The organism is Stutzerimonas xanthomarina DSM 18231 (assembly GCF_900129835.1).
Lineage (GTDB): Bacteria > Pseudomonadota > Gammaproteobacteria > Pseudomonadales > Pseudomonadaceae > Stutzerimonas > Stutzerimonas xanthomarina.
In genome coordinates this window covers 293,290-310,784 of the sequence record NZ_FQXA01000002.1, presented here as the reverse complement: position 1 = coordinate 310,784, position 17,495 = coordinate 293,290, and the positions used below count along the sequence as shown (strand labels likewise).

The 17,495-nt window shown below is 60.2% G+C and carries 11 protein-coding genes; 9 read left to right on the top strand and 2 right to left on the bottom strand.

Going from position 1 to position 17,495, the window contains the following annotated elements:
- Positions 1-159: 159 nt before the first annotated feature.
- Entirely contained in the window at positions 160-378 is a 219-nt protein-coding gene (locus BUE09_RS05750) for a hypothetical protein (RefSeq protein ID WP_029404523.1), read from the bottom strand.
- Positions 379-637: 259 nt separating this feature from the next.
- Entirely contained in the window at positions 638-1,771 is a 1,134-nt protein-coding gene (locus BUE09_RS05745) for an aminotransferase class V-fold PLP-dependent enzyme (protein WP_073299742.1), read from the bottom strand.
- A gap of 847 nt (positions 1,772-2,618) precedes the next feature.
- Here BUE09_RS05745 and BUE09_RS05740 point away from each other — a divergent pair.
- From BUE09_RS05740 to BUE09_RS05700, 9 genes are all read left to right on the top strand, one after another.
- Positions 2,619-4,100: a cellulase family glycosylhydrolase gene (locus BUE09_RS05740; RefSeq protein WP_231975527.1), complete on the top strand. Its 1,482-nt coding sequence runs from the start codon at positions 2,619-2,621 to the stop codon at positions 4,098-4,100.
- Between the two features lie 230 nt (positions 4,101-4,330).
- A complete protein-coding gene (locus tag BUE09_RS05735; RefSeq protein ID WP_073299741.1) occupies positions 4,331-5,419 on the top strand; it encodes an endonuclease/exonuclease/phosphatase family protein in 1,089 nt (362 codons plus the stop codon).
- Positions 5,420-5,807: 388 nt separating this feature from the next.
- Complete coding sequence (putA, locus tag BUE09_RS05730; RefSeq protein ID WP_073299740.1) at positions 5,808-9,752, top strand: trifunctional transcriptional regulator/proline dehydrogenase/L-glutamate gamma-semialdehyde dehydrogenase; 3,945 nt, start codon at positions 5,808-5,810, stop codon at positions 9,750-9,752.
- Positions 9,753-10,039: 287 nt separating this feature from the next.
- Positions 10,040-11,254, top strand: coding sequence for an MFS transporter (locus BUE09_RS05725; RefSeq protein ID WP_073299739.1), 1,215 nt, complete (start codon positions 10,040-10,042; stop codon positions 11,252-11,254).
- A gap of 56 nt (positions 11,255-11,310) precedes the next feature.
- On the top strand, positions 11,311-13,278 hold the full coding sequence (locus BUE09_RS05720) for a TonB-dependent receptor domain-containing protein (protein WP_231975528.1): 1,968 nt from the start codon (positions 11,311-11,313) through the stop codon (positions 13,276-13,278).
- A gap of 56 nt (positions 13,279-13,334) precedes the next feature.
- A complete protein-coding gene (locus tag BUE09_RS05715) occupies positions 13,335-14,372 on the top strand; it encodes a FecCD family ABC transporter permease (protein WP_143164626.1) in 1,038 nt (345 codons plus the stop codon).
- A gap of 2 nt (positions 14,373-14,374) precedes the next feature.
- The gene (locus BUE09_RS05710; RefSeq protein WP_073299738.1) at positions 14,375-15,418 is read left to right on the top strand and encodes a FecCD family ABC transporter permease; all 1,044 of its coding nucleotides are present in this window, start codon (positions 14,375-14,377) and stop codon (positions 15,416-15,418) included.
- Complete coding sequence (locus BUE09_RS05705) at positions 15,418-16,284, top strand: ABC transporter ATP-binding protein (RefSeq protein ID WP_073299737.1); 867 nt, start codon at positions 15,418-15,420, stop codon at positions 16,282-16,284. Before BUE09_RS05710 ends, BUE09_RS05705 begins: the two co-directional genes overlap by 1 nt.
- Entirely contained in the window at positions 16,281-17,222 is a 942-nt protein-coding gene (locus BUE09_RS05700) for an ABC transporter substrate-binding protein (protein WP_073299736.1), read from the top strand. The genes BUE09_RS05705 and BUE09_RS05700 overlap by 4 nt, the downstream gene beginning before the upstream one ends.
- Positions 17,223-17,495: the final 273 nt, after the last annotated feature.

The window sequence follows — 17,495 nt, the reverse complement described above, 5'->3', positions numbered from 1 at the left end:
ATGACGAGCTTGGCGAACAGATGGCCAGCTTGACCACGCGTGATGTCTTAAAACACCGCGAACCGTTGTGGCTAAGTTGCAGAGGTAGACAAGACAGCGAGGGTCGAAAGGGGTTCTATCCTGCGCGAACCGCTCGGGTCAGCGCAGGATGGCAAGTGGTCAGGAATTCCTTGGTTGAATGTCATGCTCCCGACGTCTGGCCAGCATGTCCGCGGCAATCAGCGCCAGCAACGGCAGCACACCGACCTTGAGGCCCAGCTCCCATGATCCGAGGAACCCAATCAGTACCGCTCCTACAACAACGATGGTAGCAATGCAGTGTGCGCAAAAGCGCCACAACTCGAGTGCAACGACCTGAGCATTCTGGTTGTTGGTCATAGTTAGCCCCTCTTTCTTGTTGTAATAAGCTTTGTACAATTTCAGCGTAGTCAGCATGACGGCCCGCGCAAACACAATTTTGTTTCAGGAATGTGTCTATCTCGCAGGTTTCAGCCCCTCTACCCACCCCCAAAGCCGTATTCGCGAGGTCTCTGGCATGCGGCATGGCTCAACAACAGGTCTGCGCGTCCGTCTCAACGCCTATCCATTCGGCGACGAGCGGTCTCGATCTTACCGGAACCGCTGAACCAGCCGTGACCTAGACGGCAACAATCTGATCGAGGGCGCGCTGCAGGATATTGAGCGTCCGATCAATATTCTTCAGCTTCTCGAGGCCAAACAGCCCGATGCGGAAGGTCTGGAAATCCGCTGGCTCGTCGCACTGCAGCGGTACCCCTGCGGCAATCTGCAGGCCTTGCGTCGCAAATTTGCTGCCGCTCTTGATGCCTGCATCGTCGGTGTAACAGACCACCACGCCAGGTGCTTCGAACCCTTTGGCAGCCACGCTTTTGAACCCCTTCTGAGCCAACAATGCGCGGACTCGCTGTCCGAGCTCCAGTTGCTGCGCACGAACGGTTTCGAATCCGTAGTCGCGGGTTTCGAACATGACATCGCGAAAGCGCGCCAAGGCGTCGCTCGGCATGGTGGCGTGATAGGCGTGACCACCCTGCTCGTAGGCCTGCATGATTTGCAGCCATTTTTTCAGGTCGCAGGCGAAGCTGCTGCTCTGAGTCGCCTCGACGCGTGCCTGGGCAGCCTCGCTGAGCATCACCAGTGCGCAACAGGGTGAAGCGCTCCAGCCTTTTTGAGGCGCACTGATCAGCACATCCACGCCGCTCGCCTGCATATCGACCCAAAGCGCACCGGAGGCAATGCAGTCCAGAACGAACAGACCGCCCACCGCGTGTACCGCGTCGCTGACAGCACGCAGATAGCTATCAGGAAGGATGATCCCCGAGGACGTCTCCACGTGCGGAGCGAACACCAGATCCGGCTTTTGGGCGGCAATGCTTGCGACGACTTCATCTATTGGCGGCGGCGTGAATGCAGCTTGCGCAGCCTGATTCTCCGGACGTGCCTTGAGCACAGTTGAGTGCGCAGGAATACGGCCCATGTCGAATATCTGCGTCCATCGATAGCTGAACCAGCCGTTGCGGATCACCAGACAGTTGCGGTCGTGCGCGAGCTGGCGCGCAACTGCTTCCATTCCGAAGGTGCCACTGCCCGGAACGATCGCAACTGCATGGGCGTTGTAGACGGATTTCAACGCGGCGGAAATATCGTTCATCACGCTCTGGAATGACCGGGACATGTGGTTAAGCGACCGGTCTGTGTAAACGACTGAATATTCGATCAGCCCATCGGGGTCGACGCGGGGGTATAGCTCCGACATGAGTTCACTCCGTCAATAGAGGCCTGACCTCGACCCTGCCCGAAGCATCAGCGCTTTACAAGCACAACCAAAACCCTTCCCGACGCAAGTCAAACCCGCGACAGCGAGAGCGCTGGTTTCGCATTTCGGGTGGCTTAGCCTTGCATCAATCCGCCGCGAATCTCACCACTTCTTAAATAGTTCAAAAAATACTGATACCGCTTATCGGATTTCCATTATCCCCTGAAGCGAAACGGCGTAACGGCCAATTCAAAAAAATGACGCGGCTATCACCGCCGAAGCTATAGCTAGTGGCTTTCAGCTTCTTTCCAATTCACAGAAGCATGGCGTTTAAGTATCAAAATGATATCAAACGTCAAAAAAGACTTTATTTTGGCGCCTTATTAAAGGCGCTTATTGTTTTAGCGATTTAGAAAATAAATTATAACTATGCAAGCGGAACGGGCGCTCATGGAAGCCCATTTCGTTTACCCATTGGTTCGTTCTGTTTGTGGTATCCCGCCTGCCTTTGCAGCGCCGCTTATTGATCAACCTCCCCCTGTCGCTTCATCGAAACCTGCGTTTCGATGTGTATGATCACGGTGAGCCGATGTTTACCTCGTTTGTTTCAAAGGCCTGTAAACGGCCCATGTCTGCAGTTGCTCTGTCCACGCTGTTGGCTTTGTTCCCTGTAAACGATCTTTACGCCGCTAGCAACGCGACAACAGGCGTCTCGACTCTTTCCTACTCAGCACTGATAAATAAGTTCACCAACAGCTACTGGCTGAACGGCTCCTGGCGAGCTTCAGCAGGGGTATCGGTCGCCGCGACAAATCAGAACATGGCCGCGTTCAAAGTTGGAACCGCGGTGCAAACTTCAGATGGGCAGATTCGAACCGTCACCGCGCTCAAACCCGCCAGCGGGGCGCTGACCGTGTTCATGAACGGCCCGGTGCTCGACGGCAATCTGGTCGGTTATCCCAACAGGCTCCGCGTGAGCACCGTGGCGACCACGCTGCCCGTGCCAGCCGAACCGAGCCCTGCTCCGGTTTCCGCTCCGAGCCATGCGGCGCTGATCAACAAGTTCACCAACAGTTACTGGCTGAACGGCTCTTGGCGTGCGTCGGCGGGCGTTTCGGTCGCTGCGACTGCGCAGAACAAGGCGGCCTTCATGGTTGGCGCATCGGTACGCACTGCCGACGGTCAGGTGCGCACCATTACATCGGTAAAGCCTGCCAGCGGCGCGCTTACGGTGTTTATGGATGGCCCCACGCTTGACGGCAATCGCATCGGCTATCCGAACAAACTCAGCCTGGTAGCGGCTCCGGTTATCTTGCCAGCCACACCTTCGGCGCCGATAGCCGACGTCACGATGCCGACTACCGAACCGGTGCAACTGGTCGGTGTCGCCCTGTCCGGGGCCGCCTTCGGTCCTTCGGTCTTGCCGGGCAAGCACGGGACCAATTACATCTACCCAGCCGAATCCTATTACAAGAAATACGCCGAACAGGGCCTGAAACTGGTCCGGCTGCCATTTCTCTGGGAGCGCATCCAACCGCAGCTGGACACTGAACTCGACACCGCTCAACTGGCACTGCTTACCCAATCGCTCGACTTTGCCCACAAGCATGGGGTCAAGGTCGTGCTGGACATGCATAACTACTATCGCTACTACCGCCAGCCGATAGGTTCCGAAACGGTATCGATCCAGTCGTTTGCCAACACCTGGAAGCGTATTGCGCTGAAAGTCGGTAAACATCCGGCACTCAGCGGTTACGGTCTGATGAACGAGCCGAACACCAAGGGACTCTGGCCGCAAGCCGCGCTGGCAGCCGCCAAGGAGATCCGCAAGGTCGACCAGACCAACTGGATCTACGTTGCCGGCGATCGGTTCTCCAGCGCCTGGCACTGGCCGCAATCGAACACCCAGCTCATCGCTGACCCATGGATGCGCGACCCGCAGAACAACCTGATCTTCGAAGCCCACATGTACCTGGATCGGGACACCTCAGGCATGTACGCCGACAAAGCCGAAACCTTCGCGCCTGAGCTCGGTATCAACCGCGCCAAGCCTTTCGTGGACTGGCTCCGGACCAACAAGCTGCGTGGATTCATCGGCGAGATGGGCGTACCGAACTACGCACCCGATGCAATCGTCGCGATGGATAATCTGCTCGGCTATCTGCGCGAGAACTGCGTTCCGATGACCTACTGGGCCGGCGGTCCATGGTGGGGCAACTACATTCTCGCACTCGACATTGCAGGGGGCGCCGAGCAACCTCAGTTGGCAGTGCTGAGGAAGCACGCCGCGACCGCGAACAGCTGCGCAGCCATTGGCGAACCGATGTAACGTCGACTGGCAGCCACTCCAGCGAAGGCCTGACACGTTTGCGTGTCAGGCCTTTTTTGTTGGCTCTCCTTGCTCAGCGTGCCCTCAAGAGGCCGCCGCCCCTCCCCGCCCTCTCCATCACAAAACAAGCGGAACCAATCAGGGCGTCGACGGGACGAATTTGTTATGCCTGCTCTCAGGTACCCGAACGGCCGATATGACGTCGCGCCGAACTGCACCGAGGATCGGTCATGACGGAAGGGATCTTGTTAGTGGCGACTGGCCTGCTGGTCGTGCTGACTTTTCTACCACTGTGGAAGAACCCGGTCTGGTGGGTACGCGGACTGGATTTCCCCCGATTGCAACTGTGTGTACTCGCCTTCACCTTGCTAGTCGCCCAGGCACTGTTGCTGCCCTATTCCAAACCGCTTCAGATTCTGATCAGTGGATTGGTGATCCTCTGCCTCGCCTATCAGGCCTGGTGGATCATCCCGTACACCCGCTTGTGGCGTCCTGAGGTGAAAACCGCTGTCCCTGGCGGCGACAAACCGCGCATACGCGTCATGGCGGCCAATGTCCTGACGCCGAACCGCCAGGCGGGCAAGCTCAAGGCACTTGTTCGTGAGCATCGTCCCGATGTGCTGGTGACGCTCGAAACGGACCAATGGTGGGAGGACCAGCTTGAGGAGCTGACCGCAGAATACCCTTACTCCAAGCGTTGCCCACTGGACAATCTTTACGGCATGCATGTCTGGTCCCGGTTGCCGTTGGAAAACGCCGAAACCTGCTTTCTGGTCGAAGACGATGTGCCCTCCATGCATGCCAATGTCCGCCTGAATGACCAGTTGGCGATCCGCATGCACTTCCTGCACCCAGCCCCGCCGAGCCCCACGGAAAACGACGAGTCGACCGAGCGTGACGTCGAACTGCTGGTCGTCGCCGAGAGTGTTCGGGACGATCTGCACAACACCCCGGTCATCGTCACCGGAGACCTCAATGATGTTGCCTGGTCAGCCAACACGCGCCTGTTTCGCAAGATCAGTGGCCTGCTGGACCCACGGGTCGGTCGCGGCATGGTCAACAGCTTTCACGCTCAGCACTGGTTTCTGCGCTGGCCGCTGGATCACCTGTTTCATAGCCATCACTTCCAATTGGTGCGCATCCAACGCCTTCCAGAGTTTGGCTCCGATCATTTCCCGGTACTGGTCGAACTGCAATACGAGCCGGCGCCTGACCAACAGAGCCTGCAGGGCGACGAAGACGATGAGGTTGAAGCCGAGGAAAAAATCCGCGAGGAAGGAGTCAGCGTGACCGACGTGCCGGAGCCGGAAAAGCGCTGAACAGGGCGGCGCGAAGTTCGTTCGTCGTTGGTGCATTGAGCACCGCTGGCAAGCGGCCTAGCGTCAGTTGTCCCTCGGTCGAGTACTTCAAATCTCAAAACCGTTTGCGCCTCCCCTCCACGCCTGCTGGCGGAACCGCGACGGTTGCACAGCTAGTCACTGTCCGCCTTCAAAAGGCGTAGTTGAACGCAGCTCAATCAACTTACTGATGACCATCCGCTTCGGTGGCGCCTTTGCCAATCGCCGGACGCGCCGGACAAAGCACAGCAAGGGTCTACGCTGAGGAGATACAAACAGATCAGCCGGCCGCGCTTGTCTATCGGTGGCGATGACAGATGCAAACTGCTGCCAAGGTTTTTCGCCCTACCTCATCTCGGAGGACAGTCACATGGTCACCAGCACGCTGGATATCGCGCTCGACGAGGCAACCCGCGATCGACTAGAGGTGGCCGCCAGCCGACTCAAGTGTCCGCCGCAGTGGGTGATCGAGCAAGCACTGCTCCGCTATCTTGATCAGGTCGAAAGCGACGCTAACCAATCCGACGCCGAGCCACTGTCGCACGCCGGCCATGACCAGAGCAGCGTCACAACAGGCAGCCAGCCGTTTCTCGAATTTGCCGACAGCATCCTGCCGCAGTCGGTTCTCCGTGCGGCTATTACCGCGGCCTATCGCCGCCCCGAGCCGGAGGCGTTGCCGGTGCTACTGGAGCAGGCGCGCCTGTCACCGGAAAAGGCCGAAGCGGCCCATCAACTCGCGCTACGCATCGCCGGGAAACTGCGTAATCAGAAAAGCGCTGGCGGACGGCAGGGCCTGGTTCAGGGGTTGCTTCAGGAGTTCTCGTTGTCATCTCAAGAAGGCGTGGCCCTGATGTGCCTGGCGGAAGCACTGCTCAGGGTGCCGGACAAAGGCACGCGCGATGCGTTGATCCGCGACAAGATCAGCACCGGCAACTGGCAACCGCACCTGGGCAACAGCCAGTCGGTGTTCGTCAACGCCGCCACATGGGGCCTGATGCTCACCGGCCGGCTGGTGGCGACGCACAACGAAACCAGCCTTTCTTCGTCGCTGAACCGCTTGATCGGCAAAGGTGGCGAGCCGCTCATCCGCAAGGGTGTGGATATGGCGATGCGGTTGATGGGCGAGCAGTTCGTTACCGGCGAAACCATCAACGAAGCGCTAGCCAATGCGCAAACCATGGAGGCTAAAGGCTTCCGCTACTCGTATGACATGCTCGGCGAAGCGGCGCTTACCTCCGCGGACGCACGCCGCTATCTGGCCTCGTACGAACAGGCGATTCATTCCATTGGCATGGCTTCGCGCGGTCGCGGAATCTACGAGGGGCCGGGCATCTCGATCAAACTGTCGGCACTGCACCCACGCTACAGCCGCGCGCAGTACAACCGGGTGATGGATGAGCTCTACCCTGTCCTGCTGTCGCTGACTGAACTGGCGCGACGCTACGACATCGGTATCAACATCGATGCCGAGGAAGCGGACCGTCTCGAGCTGTCGCTGGAACTGCTCGAACGGCTCTGCTTCGAGCCTTCGCTGGCCGACTGGAACGGCATCGGTTTCGTCATTCAGGCCTATCAGAAGCGCTGCCCGTACGTTGTGGATTTTCTGATCGACCTGGCCAAGCGCAGCCACCATCGCTTGATGATCCGCCTGGTCAAGGGCGCTTACTGGGACAGCGAAATCAAACTGGCTCAGCTCAACGGCCTCGAGGGGTATCCGGTCTATACGCGCAAGGCTTATACCGACGTGTCGTTCATTGCTTGCGCGCGCAAGCTGCTTGGCGCGCCCGAAGCCATCTATCCGCAATTCGCCACACACAATGCGCATACCCTGGCCGCGGTCCATCACCTGGCCGGGCAGAACTACTACCCCGGCCAGTACGAATTCCAGTGCCTGCATGGCATGGGCGAGCCGCTTTACGAGCAGGTCGTAGGCAAGGGCGACGAGCGGCTAAACCGCCCCTGCCGGATCTACGCACCCGTTGGCAGCCATGAAACTCTACTGGCCTACCTGGTGCGTCGCCTGTTGGAAAACGGCGCCAACACTTCCTTCGTCAACCGCATCGCGGACAAGAGCATTTCGCTTGAAGAACTGGTGGCCGACCCAGTGGTGACGATCGAGCAGATGCTCGCATCGGAAGGCACACTCGGCCTGCCGCACCCGCGGATTCCATTGCCCCAACACCTCTATGGCGAAGGCCGTCTCAACGCCTGCGGTATCGATCTGTCCAACGAGCAAAGGCTGGCCTCGCTTTCGTCCACTTTGCTGGCCGGTGCACGCCGACGCCTCACCGCCACGCCGTTACTCGGCTGTGACACCGTTTCGACGAGTGCTGCCGAGCCCTTGCTCAACCCCGCTGATCACCGGGACATCGTCGGGCACGTCCAGGAAGCCAGCGAAGCGGACGTCGACAACGCCCTACGCTGTGCCCTCGACAGTGCCAGCGCCTGGCGAACCACCCCGCCCGCCGAGCGCGCAGCTGCATTGCAAAAAGCAGCGGAACTGATGGAACAGCGCATGCAGCAACTGCTGGGTGTGCTCATCCGTGAAGCGGGCAAGTCGTATGCAAACGCTATCGCGGAGGTACGCGAAGCCGTCGACTTCCTGCGCTTCTACGGTGCTGAGGTGCGTGACAACTTCCACAACGACACCCATGTACCCCTTGGCCCGGTGGCGTGCATCAGCCCGTGGAACTTCCCGCTTGCAATCTTTACCGGCCAGGTCTGCGCCGCGCTGGGCGCTGGCAATACGGTACTGGCCAAGCCCGCGGAGCAGACACCCTTGATCGCCATGCTGGGCGTGCAGATCTTGCACGAAGCTGGCATTCCCAAGGGTGCCTTGCAGCTGCTGCCAGGGCGCGGCGAAACCGTCGGTGCCCAGCTGATCGCCGACGAACGTATCCGTGGCGTGATGTTCACCGGGTCCACTGCGGTCGCTTCGATCCTGCAGCGCAGCCTCGCCGGTCGCCTGGATGAACGCGGCCGAAGCATTCCCTTGATCGCCGAAACCGGTGGCCAGAATGCGATGATCGTTGATTCGTCAGCATTGGCCGAACAAGTGGTCATGGACGTGATGGCCTCGGCTTTCGACAGTGCCGGTCAACGCTGCTCGGCTCTGCGGGTGTTTTGCATACAGGAAGATGTCGCTGAACGAGTCATCGGCATGCTCAAGGGCGCCATGGCCGAAGCGCGTATGGGCAACCCGCAGCGCCTGTCAGTAGATGTCGGGCCGGTCATCGACAGCGAGGCGCGCGACAACATCGAGCGCCACCTGCAAGCCATGCGCGACAAGGGTCATCGCGTGCATCAGCTGGCCCGTGTCGATGAAGAAGAGTGCGCTCATGGCACCTATGTGACACCTACACTGATCGAACTCGAACGCCTGGATGAGCTGCAGCAGGAAATCTTCGGCCCGGTACTGCATGTGTTGCGCTTCCGTCGCACAGAGCTGGACCCACTGTTGGACCAGATAAACGCGGCGGGCTACGGATTGACCTTGGGTGTGCATACCCGCATCGACGAAACCATCGCCAAGGTCGTCGAGCGTGCGAAGGTCGGCAATCTTTACGTCAATCGCAACATCGTCGGCGCGGTCGTCGGGGTGCAGCCGTTCGGTGGCGAGGGACTTTCGGGTACCGGGCCCAAGGCCGGTGGCCCGCTCTATCTGTATCGCCTGCTGTCAGAACGGCCGGACGACGCGCTGTTGCGCGCACTCGACTTCGGCGGGACACAGACGTTGCCTGAGGTGCGCCGCTCCCCCGCGCAGATCGCTGCCATCAGTGACTTTCAGAAGTGGGCCCGGCAAACCGGTCGGGAGCCGATAGCGACCTTATGTGATCGTTATGCCAAACAATCCCAGAGCGGCACCACTCGCTTACTCGCCGGCCCAACAGGCGAGCGCAACAGCTACAGCCTACTGCCACGCGAGCATGTGCTGTGTCTGGCAGATAATGAAGGTGACCTGATGATCCAACTGGCTGCGGTATTGGCCGTTGGCAGCGAGGCGGTGCTAGCCGATGGATCACCCTCACGGGAGCTCCATTCTGCGCTCCCTCAGACGGTACAAGCCAGACTTACCTTGACCCCGGACTGGACCAGCGACGCGACGTGTTTCGATGTTGTGCTGTACCATGGCGATCCCGACCAGCTTCTCGACGTCAGCCAGCGGCTATCGCAGCGCAGCGGTCCGATTATCGGTGTTCAGGGCATGAAGGGCGGCGACACCGACATTCCACTTGAGCGGCTGTTGATCGAGCGGGCGCTGAGCATCAATACCGCTGCGGCCGGCGGCAATGCCAGCCTGATGACCATTGGCTGATCGACCCTGCCTACCGGCTGGCATTGGCGGAGGGAATCAAACTCTCGTTCGTTTGGTCTTGGCATCTGATCGACCTAACCCATCCGCTCCGCCCCAAAACTAGCCGCAGCAACTCTGCGGTTTGAACACGTGGCTGCGATTTGGCGCGCTGCGCAATGGTTCCTGTTGGATCTGGAAGCAAGAACCGACAACGTCTATTTGCGCTAATGCGAACGAGTTGTATTTGAAATAGCGTTAAGCTTGCCTTAGGATGCAGCCCGCCTGACCACCGAGCGTGCCGTAGTCCGATGAAAGTTGCCGTCCAGACGAGGATCGCCGTTCACCTAGCGATGCTGATCAACATGCTGTCCATTGGCAGCCTGATGATGGTCATGCCGCTGGGGCCGGATCTCGTGCGCGAGCTCGGTCTGGAGGCCAGCCACGTTGGCTACATCAGCGGCGGCGCAACCTTGGCTGCCGCGCTAAGTGGGTTCGTCAGTGCGCCCTGGCTGGATCATTTCGACCGCAAGCGCGCGCTGATCACCCTCTTCGTCCTGCGATTTGCCCTGCTGCTGAGCTGTGCTTGGGCGACTGGCCCCAACCAGCTGATTGCAATCTTCATACTGTCCGGCCTGGTGGCGAGTCCGATGGGCGCGATTCTGATGGCGACTATGCTCGACGTGATACCGCCTGCGGAGCGCGGCCGTCAGCTTGCCTATGTCGGGATGGGCTTTTCACTCGCCGCGATTCTGATCATTCCGCTGGCCTTGGAATGTTCGATTCGCTGGAACTGGACGGCACCTTTTTTCCTGTTGGGCGGGACGGGGCTGCTGCTGGCGCTGCTGTGCCAGTTGTTGATGCCCAAGCCTGCAGTCGTGGAACGGCCAAAAGTCTCGGTCCGAGCGCTGTTGGGTTCGCGCCTCTGGCTGGTCGCACTCGGCATCACGTCATTGCAGATGTTTGGGCACTTTCTACTGGTGCCCCATTTCGCCATCTACTTTGAGTTCAACCTGGGCTTTCCCCGCCCGCATCTGGGGCTGCTGTATCTGCTCGGCGGCGTTGCCAGCCTTGCGGCCATGCGGATCGGCGGCGCCTGGATCGATCGCGGCAGCGCTGTAACAGTGGTGCTTGTCAGCAGCGGCTGCCTCTCACTGGTGACCTTGCTTGGGTTCGCCGCACCGGTGGGCATCTCCCTCTACGTCATCTTCACGCTGTTCATGGCGCTGAGTGCCGTGCGTACCAACAGCACCATGACCATTGCCGCCGGCGTTCCCCATGCTCACCAACGCGCAGCATTCATGGCGTTTCAAGGAACGGTTTCGAATGTCGCCGCCGGACTTGGCAGTTTGTTTTCAGCGCGCTATCTGAGCGAAGGGCCTCAACACCAGGTGATCGGCTTCGAACAGCTGGCAACCCTCTATGCAATAGCGGGCGTCGTGGCGGGTCTCGGCGTGCTTTATCTGCTTCATGGCATCAGACAGCGCGACATGTGCCTCACCTCAACCAAACAACAGGCGGGCTAACCCGCCGCGGATACGTGATCAGTCCTTTCGACCCTCGAGCAGCAACGGAGCATGCTATGTCAATCGCACTAAACCGGGGTATCAGCCGCCCCCGTCACCTATCCCTGACCCTCCTGGCCAGCCTTATGCCGCTTGCCGCACTCGCGGCCGAGCCTGTTGCTCTGGAGCAACAAGTCATCACCGCCACCCAGACGGCACACAGCGAGCTCAGCGCGCCGGCCAGCGTGTCGGTGGTGACCCGTGAGGAGCTTGAGCAGAGACCGGTTTATAACCTGGCCGATGCAGTGAAGTACCTGCCCGGTGTGCACCTCAACCCGTCGTCCACGTACGGCCGGCAGGAAATCAAGCTGCGCGGAATGGACTCGGATTACACGCTGTTGCTGGTCAACGGCCGCCGGATCAACTCACGCGATGCGCTGTCCTCCAACTATGCCAACGACTTCGATCTGTCCTCGATCCCGATGGCGGCCATCGAACGCATCGAAGTGATACGCGGCCCGATGTCGTCGCTGTACGGTGCAGATGCACTGGGCGGTGTGGTCAACGTGATCCTGCGCCAGCCCACCGAAGAGACGAAAGCCGGTATCGCCTACACCTACGAGCACCCCACCGAGGGTGATTCGGGTGACGGCCATAAGGCCAGCGGCTACGTCAGTGGTTCGCTGATCGAGAACAAGCTGCTCGGCAATCTGATTCTGGAAACCACTGACCAGGCCGCCTGGCTCAGCGAACAAACGGTCAATCCAAATACCGATGCCGCGGAACAGCGCCAGGCCAGCAGCGCATACGGTTCCCTCAGCTGGTTGCTGGACGAACGTCAGACCATCGACCTGGACATCACCCACCGCAAGGACGATCGCGAGGCCGAGTGGAACAACTTCGGTGCGGTGGTCCTGAACGTGCAGGAGATGGAGCGCTGGAGCTTTGGACTCGGCCATACCGGCAACTGGGACGGCTTCAACACACGGGTGCGTTATTACTACGAAAACGTCGAGTTAATGGACGACTCGCAGATCATGACGACGCTGCGCGGCATGAAGGGCGACATCGAGCAAAAAAACCACACCGTCGACGGCCAGGTGACCGCATTTCTCGGCAGCCACCTCCTTACCCTCGGCAGTGAGTTGCGTCGTACCGAGCTGACACACAACCAGAATCTTGGCAGCGAAACCGAGGTGGACCAGAAGGCCGTCTACCTGCAAGACGAGTTTTCTATCGGTGATCTGGACGTGACCCTGGGTGGACGCCTGGATGACCACGACAGCTTCGGCAGCGAATTCAGCCCGCGGGCCTACGGCGTCTACAACCTCACCGACAATTGGGTGATCAAAGGTAGTGTTGGGCGCTCGTTCAAGGCACCAAGCATCTATCAGTCTGACGACACCTATGGCGTATTGGCCTGCCGCGGCATGTGTACGCTGGTCGGCAACCCGAACCTCAAGCCCGAAACCGCGACCAGCTACGAGATCGGTACGCTCTACCAGAACGAGCGTCTCGAAGCGGGCATCATGCTGTTCAACAACGATATCGACGACATGATCATCACCGATACATGGCGAGTCGGATATCGACCTGCCGTGATGACCTATAGCAACGTCAGCAAGGCACGCGTGCAAGGCTACGAATTGCAAGGTCGTTACAACCTGAGCGACAGCATGGGAGTGCGCGCGAACTACACCTATTCGGATGCCGAAGACCGCGATACCGACGAACAACTGCGCAACACCCCGCAGCACGTCGCCAATATCGGTTTCGACTGGCAGGCCATGCCCGATCTGGGGCTGAATCTGGACTACCAGTACACCGGCAGCCAACTCCTCTACGTCTCTGCCGCGCAGCCAAATGTTGAGAGCGGTGCGTTCCATCAACTGAATTTCGGTGCGAAGTACCAGGCCACCCGCGAGTTGTCGCTGAAAGCCGGTATGAACAACCTGACCAACGAGAAGCGCGACGATGTCGCCCAGTCGGTCGATAACATTCTCATGGGCCGTACGGTGTTCGTTGGCTTCAGCTACGACATCTGATACCTGCCATTGCCCGGCAGCCTGGCTGCCGGGTTTCAGGAGCTTGCTCGAAACCAATGAAACGGCTTGATTCGACCTTCCCCGGCTACCAGCAAGCGGTCCTCGTCGCTGGCGGCGCGCTTCTGCTGGGCTTGCTGGCGGTCTCGATGAGCACCGGTGCGGGCGTCTACGGCGCGGTCGAAGTGCTGCACTATCTTCTCGGAAACCAACTCGCCGTGGCAGACGAAAAACTGGCCATGGTGGTAGAGACACTGCGTTTGCCGCGGACGCTGGCAGCGCTCGTAGTTGGCGGAAGTCTTGCCATCGCCGCCTCGCTGCTGCAAAGCGCAACACGTAATCCGCTGGCCGAACCCGGCTTGCTCGGCGTCAATGCCGGCGCAGTGCTGGGGCTGGTCATCGGTCTCATTTTCTACGGCGTCGAATCGACACGGGGCTATCTGCTCTGGTCCGGTGCCGGCGCCCTGCTGGGCAACCTTGTGGTGCTCGGCATCGGCTTGATGCTGGGTCAGGCCAGCCCGCTGAAACTCATCCTCGCCGGCGTCGCGCTGGCTGCAATATTCGGCGGTCTGTCGAATTTCATGTTGCTGTCGACACGTGTGGCGCTGGAGCAATTTCGGTTCTGGAACCTGGGCTCCCTCTCGGCGACCCGGCTCGACGCGGTGGGCACCGTCACGCCCGTCGCGCTGCTGGGCCTGGCACTCGCCGGCCTGCTCTGCCGACAACTGACCCTGATGCAAATGGGTGACAGCCAGGCGCGGGCGCTGGGCATCCACACCACCTGGGTGCGACTGAGCGTCCTGGTCGCCTCGACATTACTGACGGCCTGCGCAATATCTCTTGCCGGGCCCGTCGGTTTCGTGGGCTTTCTGGCAGCCTACTGCGCTCGATTGATCGAACCGGTGGCACTGCTCCGACAGCTGCTGTTCTCGACGCTGTTCGGCATGGTGTTCCTTTTGGCGGCTGATGTGCTGGCGCGCTGGCTGTTGCAACCCTTCGAGCTGCCGGTCGGAACGTTGCTGGCCGCACTCGGCGCGCCGGCGCTGATTGCTATCGTCTTGCGCGGTGGCTTCCGATCCCTGCTGGCTGTGAGGTAAGCATGGCACCCATCACTCCCAGCGGCGTGTGGACGCTACGCATGGGCAGCCTGTGTCTGCTGCTGCATCGGCGCAACTGGCTGATGTGCGGCCTGCTCACGCTGCTGCTTGCCATACTGGCTACGCTGGCGATCAGCCTGGGCTCCGGCCAGATGGGCATGCGAGACGTGCTCGCCACCTTGCTCGGCAATGGCAGCAAGTTGCACGAGATCATGGTGTTCAAGATCCGTATGCCGCGGGTGGCAGCCGCCATCGTTGCCGGCCTCGCCATGGGCATGGCCGGCTGCCTGATCCAGACGCTGGTGCGCAACCGCCTGGCGACGCCAGACATGATCGGCGTGAACGAAGGTGCATCGCTGGCGGTTGTCGGTTTTTCCCTTTACCTAACGTTGGGTAGCTGGCCCTGGTGGGCCTCTCCCCTGGGCGCGGTATTGGCCGCCGTAGCGCTGTTCACCCTCTGCCGCCGCCCCGGAGAGCAAGGCTACCTGTTCATCGTCATCGGTATCGCGCTGTCGGAGCTACTGGGCGCGATCGGCGACTTCGCAATGTCGACGCAGCCGCTGGTACACCTGGGCAGCCTCTATCTCTGGACGATGGGTCACTTCGCTGGGGTCAGCTACCAGACCGTCAACCCGATCGCCCTGGTCCTGCTGGCGCTGTGCCCGCTGATGGCCTTGGTCAACCGCCCCCTGGCCTTGTTGCGCTTTGGCGATGCCACTGCGCAGAACCTGGGCATCCGTGTGCCGCTGGTACAGCTCGGCGTGCTGGGGCTTGCCATTCTGGTGGCCTCGCTGGGCACAGCGATTGGCGGGCCGGTCGTATTCATCGCCATGGCCGCACCGATCCTGGCGTCGTGGTTGGCGCGCGATAACCTGGCCCCGCTCTGGCTATCGGCTCTTTGCGGAGCGGTCCTGCTGTTGGGCAGTGACACCCTGGTTCGGGTACTGGCGCAGCCGGCAGAGATCCCCACCGGCATCATGACACGGCTACTTGGCGGCATCCTGCTGCTGGCATTGCTGCTCAAGGACAGACGAGGAGCTGACTGATGACGGTACTGAGCGTCGAACACCTTCATTTCGCCTATCAGGACAAAGTGGTCCTGGACGACGTCACTTTCTCGCTGCCCAAGGGCCGGTTGATCGGAATCGTCGGGCCCAACGGCAGCGGCAAATCGACCCTGCTCAAGCTATTGGCGCGTCAGCTGCCCTTGCAGCGTGGCGAAATCCATGTGCATGGGCAGTCGCTTTCCCGTTACTCGATGAAAAGTCTGGCTCGTCAGCTGGCGTTTCTCCCCCAGCGCCCCGTGATGGCCGAAGGAATTCGTGTCGAGCAGTTGGTGCAGTACGGCCGGCATCCGCATCAAGGCTGGTTCAACCAGTGGACTGATGAGGATGCGCATCAGGTCGCCCGCGCTCGTACCGCCATGCAGCTCGACGCCATCTGGCATCGTCAGGCTTCCTCACTCTCCGGCGGGCAGGCGCAGCGAGCGTGGCTAGCCATGATCCTGGCGCAGAACACCGATCTGATTCTGCTCGACGAGCCCACCAGCGCACTGGATATCGGCCACCAAGCCGAAGTCATGGAGGCGGTTCACCGGATCGCAGCCGAAGGCCGTACGGTGCTGATCGTCATCCATGATCTGGGCATCGCCGCGCGCTATTGCGACGACTTGATTGCACTCGCCGATGGACAAATTCAGGCCATGGGGCCAGCGCGCGAGGTGATGACCAAGGCGCTGGTCGACCGCCTTTACCAGACCGAGGTGGACATTCTGCCTGCGCCTGGTGACGGCGCTCCGGTGATCGTCCCACGTCGCCGTTCGCTCGCAGCGTCTGCGCTTCCCTCCTCAGCACCATCAGCCACCCGCACCCCAGCGGTGCCCGAACCCGCCCAAAAGGACACGACCCAATGATCAATCGAACCCCCTGGCACCTCACCATCGCACTTATAGCGGGGTTGATGACCCTCAGTGCGCACGCCGCCCGTCAGGTGGAAGATGCGTTCGGCAACACCGTCACCGTTCCGGCCGAGCCTGAGCGTGTTGTCACGCTCAACGAAATCGATCTGGATACGGCGCTGACACTGGGGGTGACGCCGATCGGCACCGTCAACGGTCGCGGCCAGGCTGCACCGCCGCGTTACCTGAAAGGCAAGGTACCAACAGGCATCAAGGTCGTCGGCGATCTGGACAACCCCAACCTGGAGACACTGCTTGAGCTGGAACCGGATCTGATCCTCACCGGCCCGGTCAAGCCGGAGCAGCTGGCGATACTCAACGAGATCGCGCCTACGGTTGTGACCTTTAAATGGGCCGAACCTTGGCAGTCCAGCATGCAGCGAACCGCTCATATCCTGAACAAGGATGCTGAAGCCAAGGCTTTTCTGGACCGCTACGAAGCACGTGCAGCCGAGGCGCGTGAGCGTTTGAAGGACCATCAAGGCGAGACGTTCAGTATCGTTCGCTGGAACCCGAAGGGCCCGTCCTACATGTTCAAGGACGCGTTCTCCAGCACTGTGGTGGAAGACGTCGGCCTGGTCCGCCCGGCTCACCAGCAGGACCCAGGCCACACTCATTCCATGGCACTGAGCCTTGAATCCCTTGAACTACTGGATGCGGACTGGCTGGTGATCGGTACGCTGGCCACCAGCGGCGAAGCCGTCGAGGCGCTTAGCCAGGCTGAAGAAACACCAGCGTTCCGCCAGCTCTCGTCTATTCAGGCCAAGCGTTTCGACGCCGTCGATGGATCGCTATGGACCTCGCTGGGTGGGCCGATGGCTGCCCTGCAGGTGATCGAAGATGTGGAATCCATCGTCGTCAAAACAGACGCTGAGCCGGTCGCGAAAAACTAACGCAGATCGTCCCGTGGCCGTCCTGGCCACGGGGTAACGCACTCGATCAGACCGGCTCGGGTAACCGCTTACGGTCGATCTTGCCACTCGGAGTCTTCGGCAGCGAGTCCAGCAGCAGATGCGACTCGGAACCTCGTGTCTCCATAGGGCATTTCGTTATGGGTTATCGCGACATATCAACTAGATAGAACGCTTTGTTGAGATCATTTATCCGCTTGCCCTGCGCCTTCGTATATTCATCAGATAGATCTACAAAAAGCGTACAAACGACAT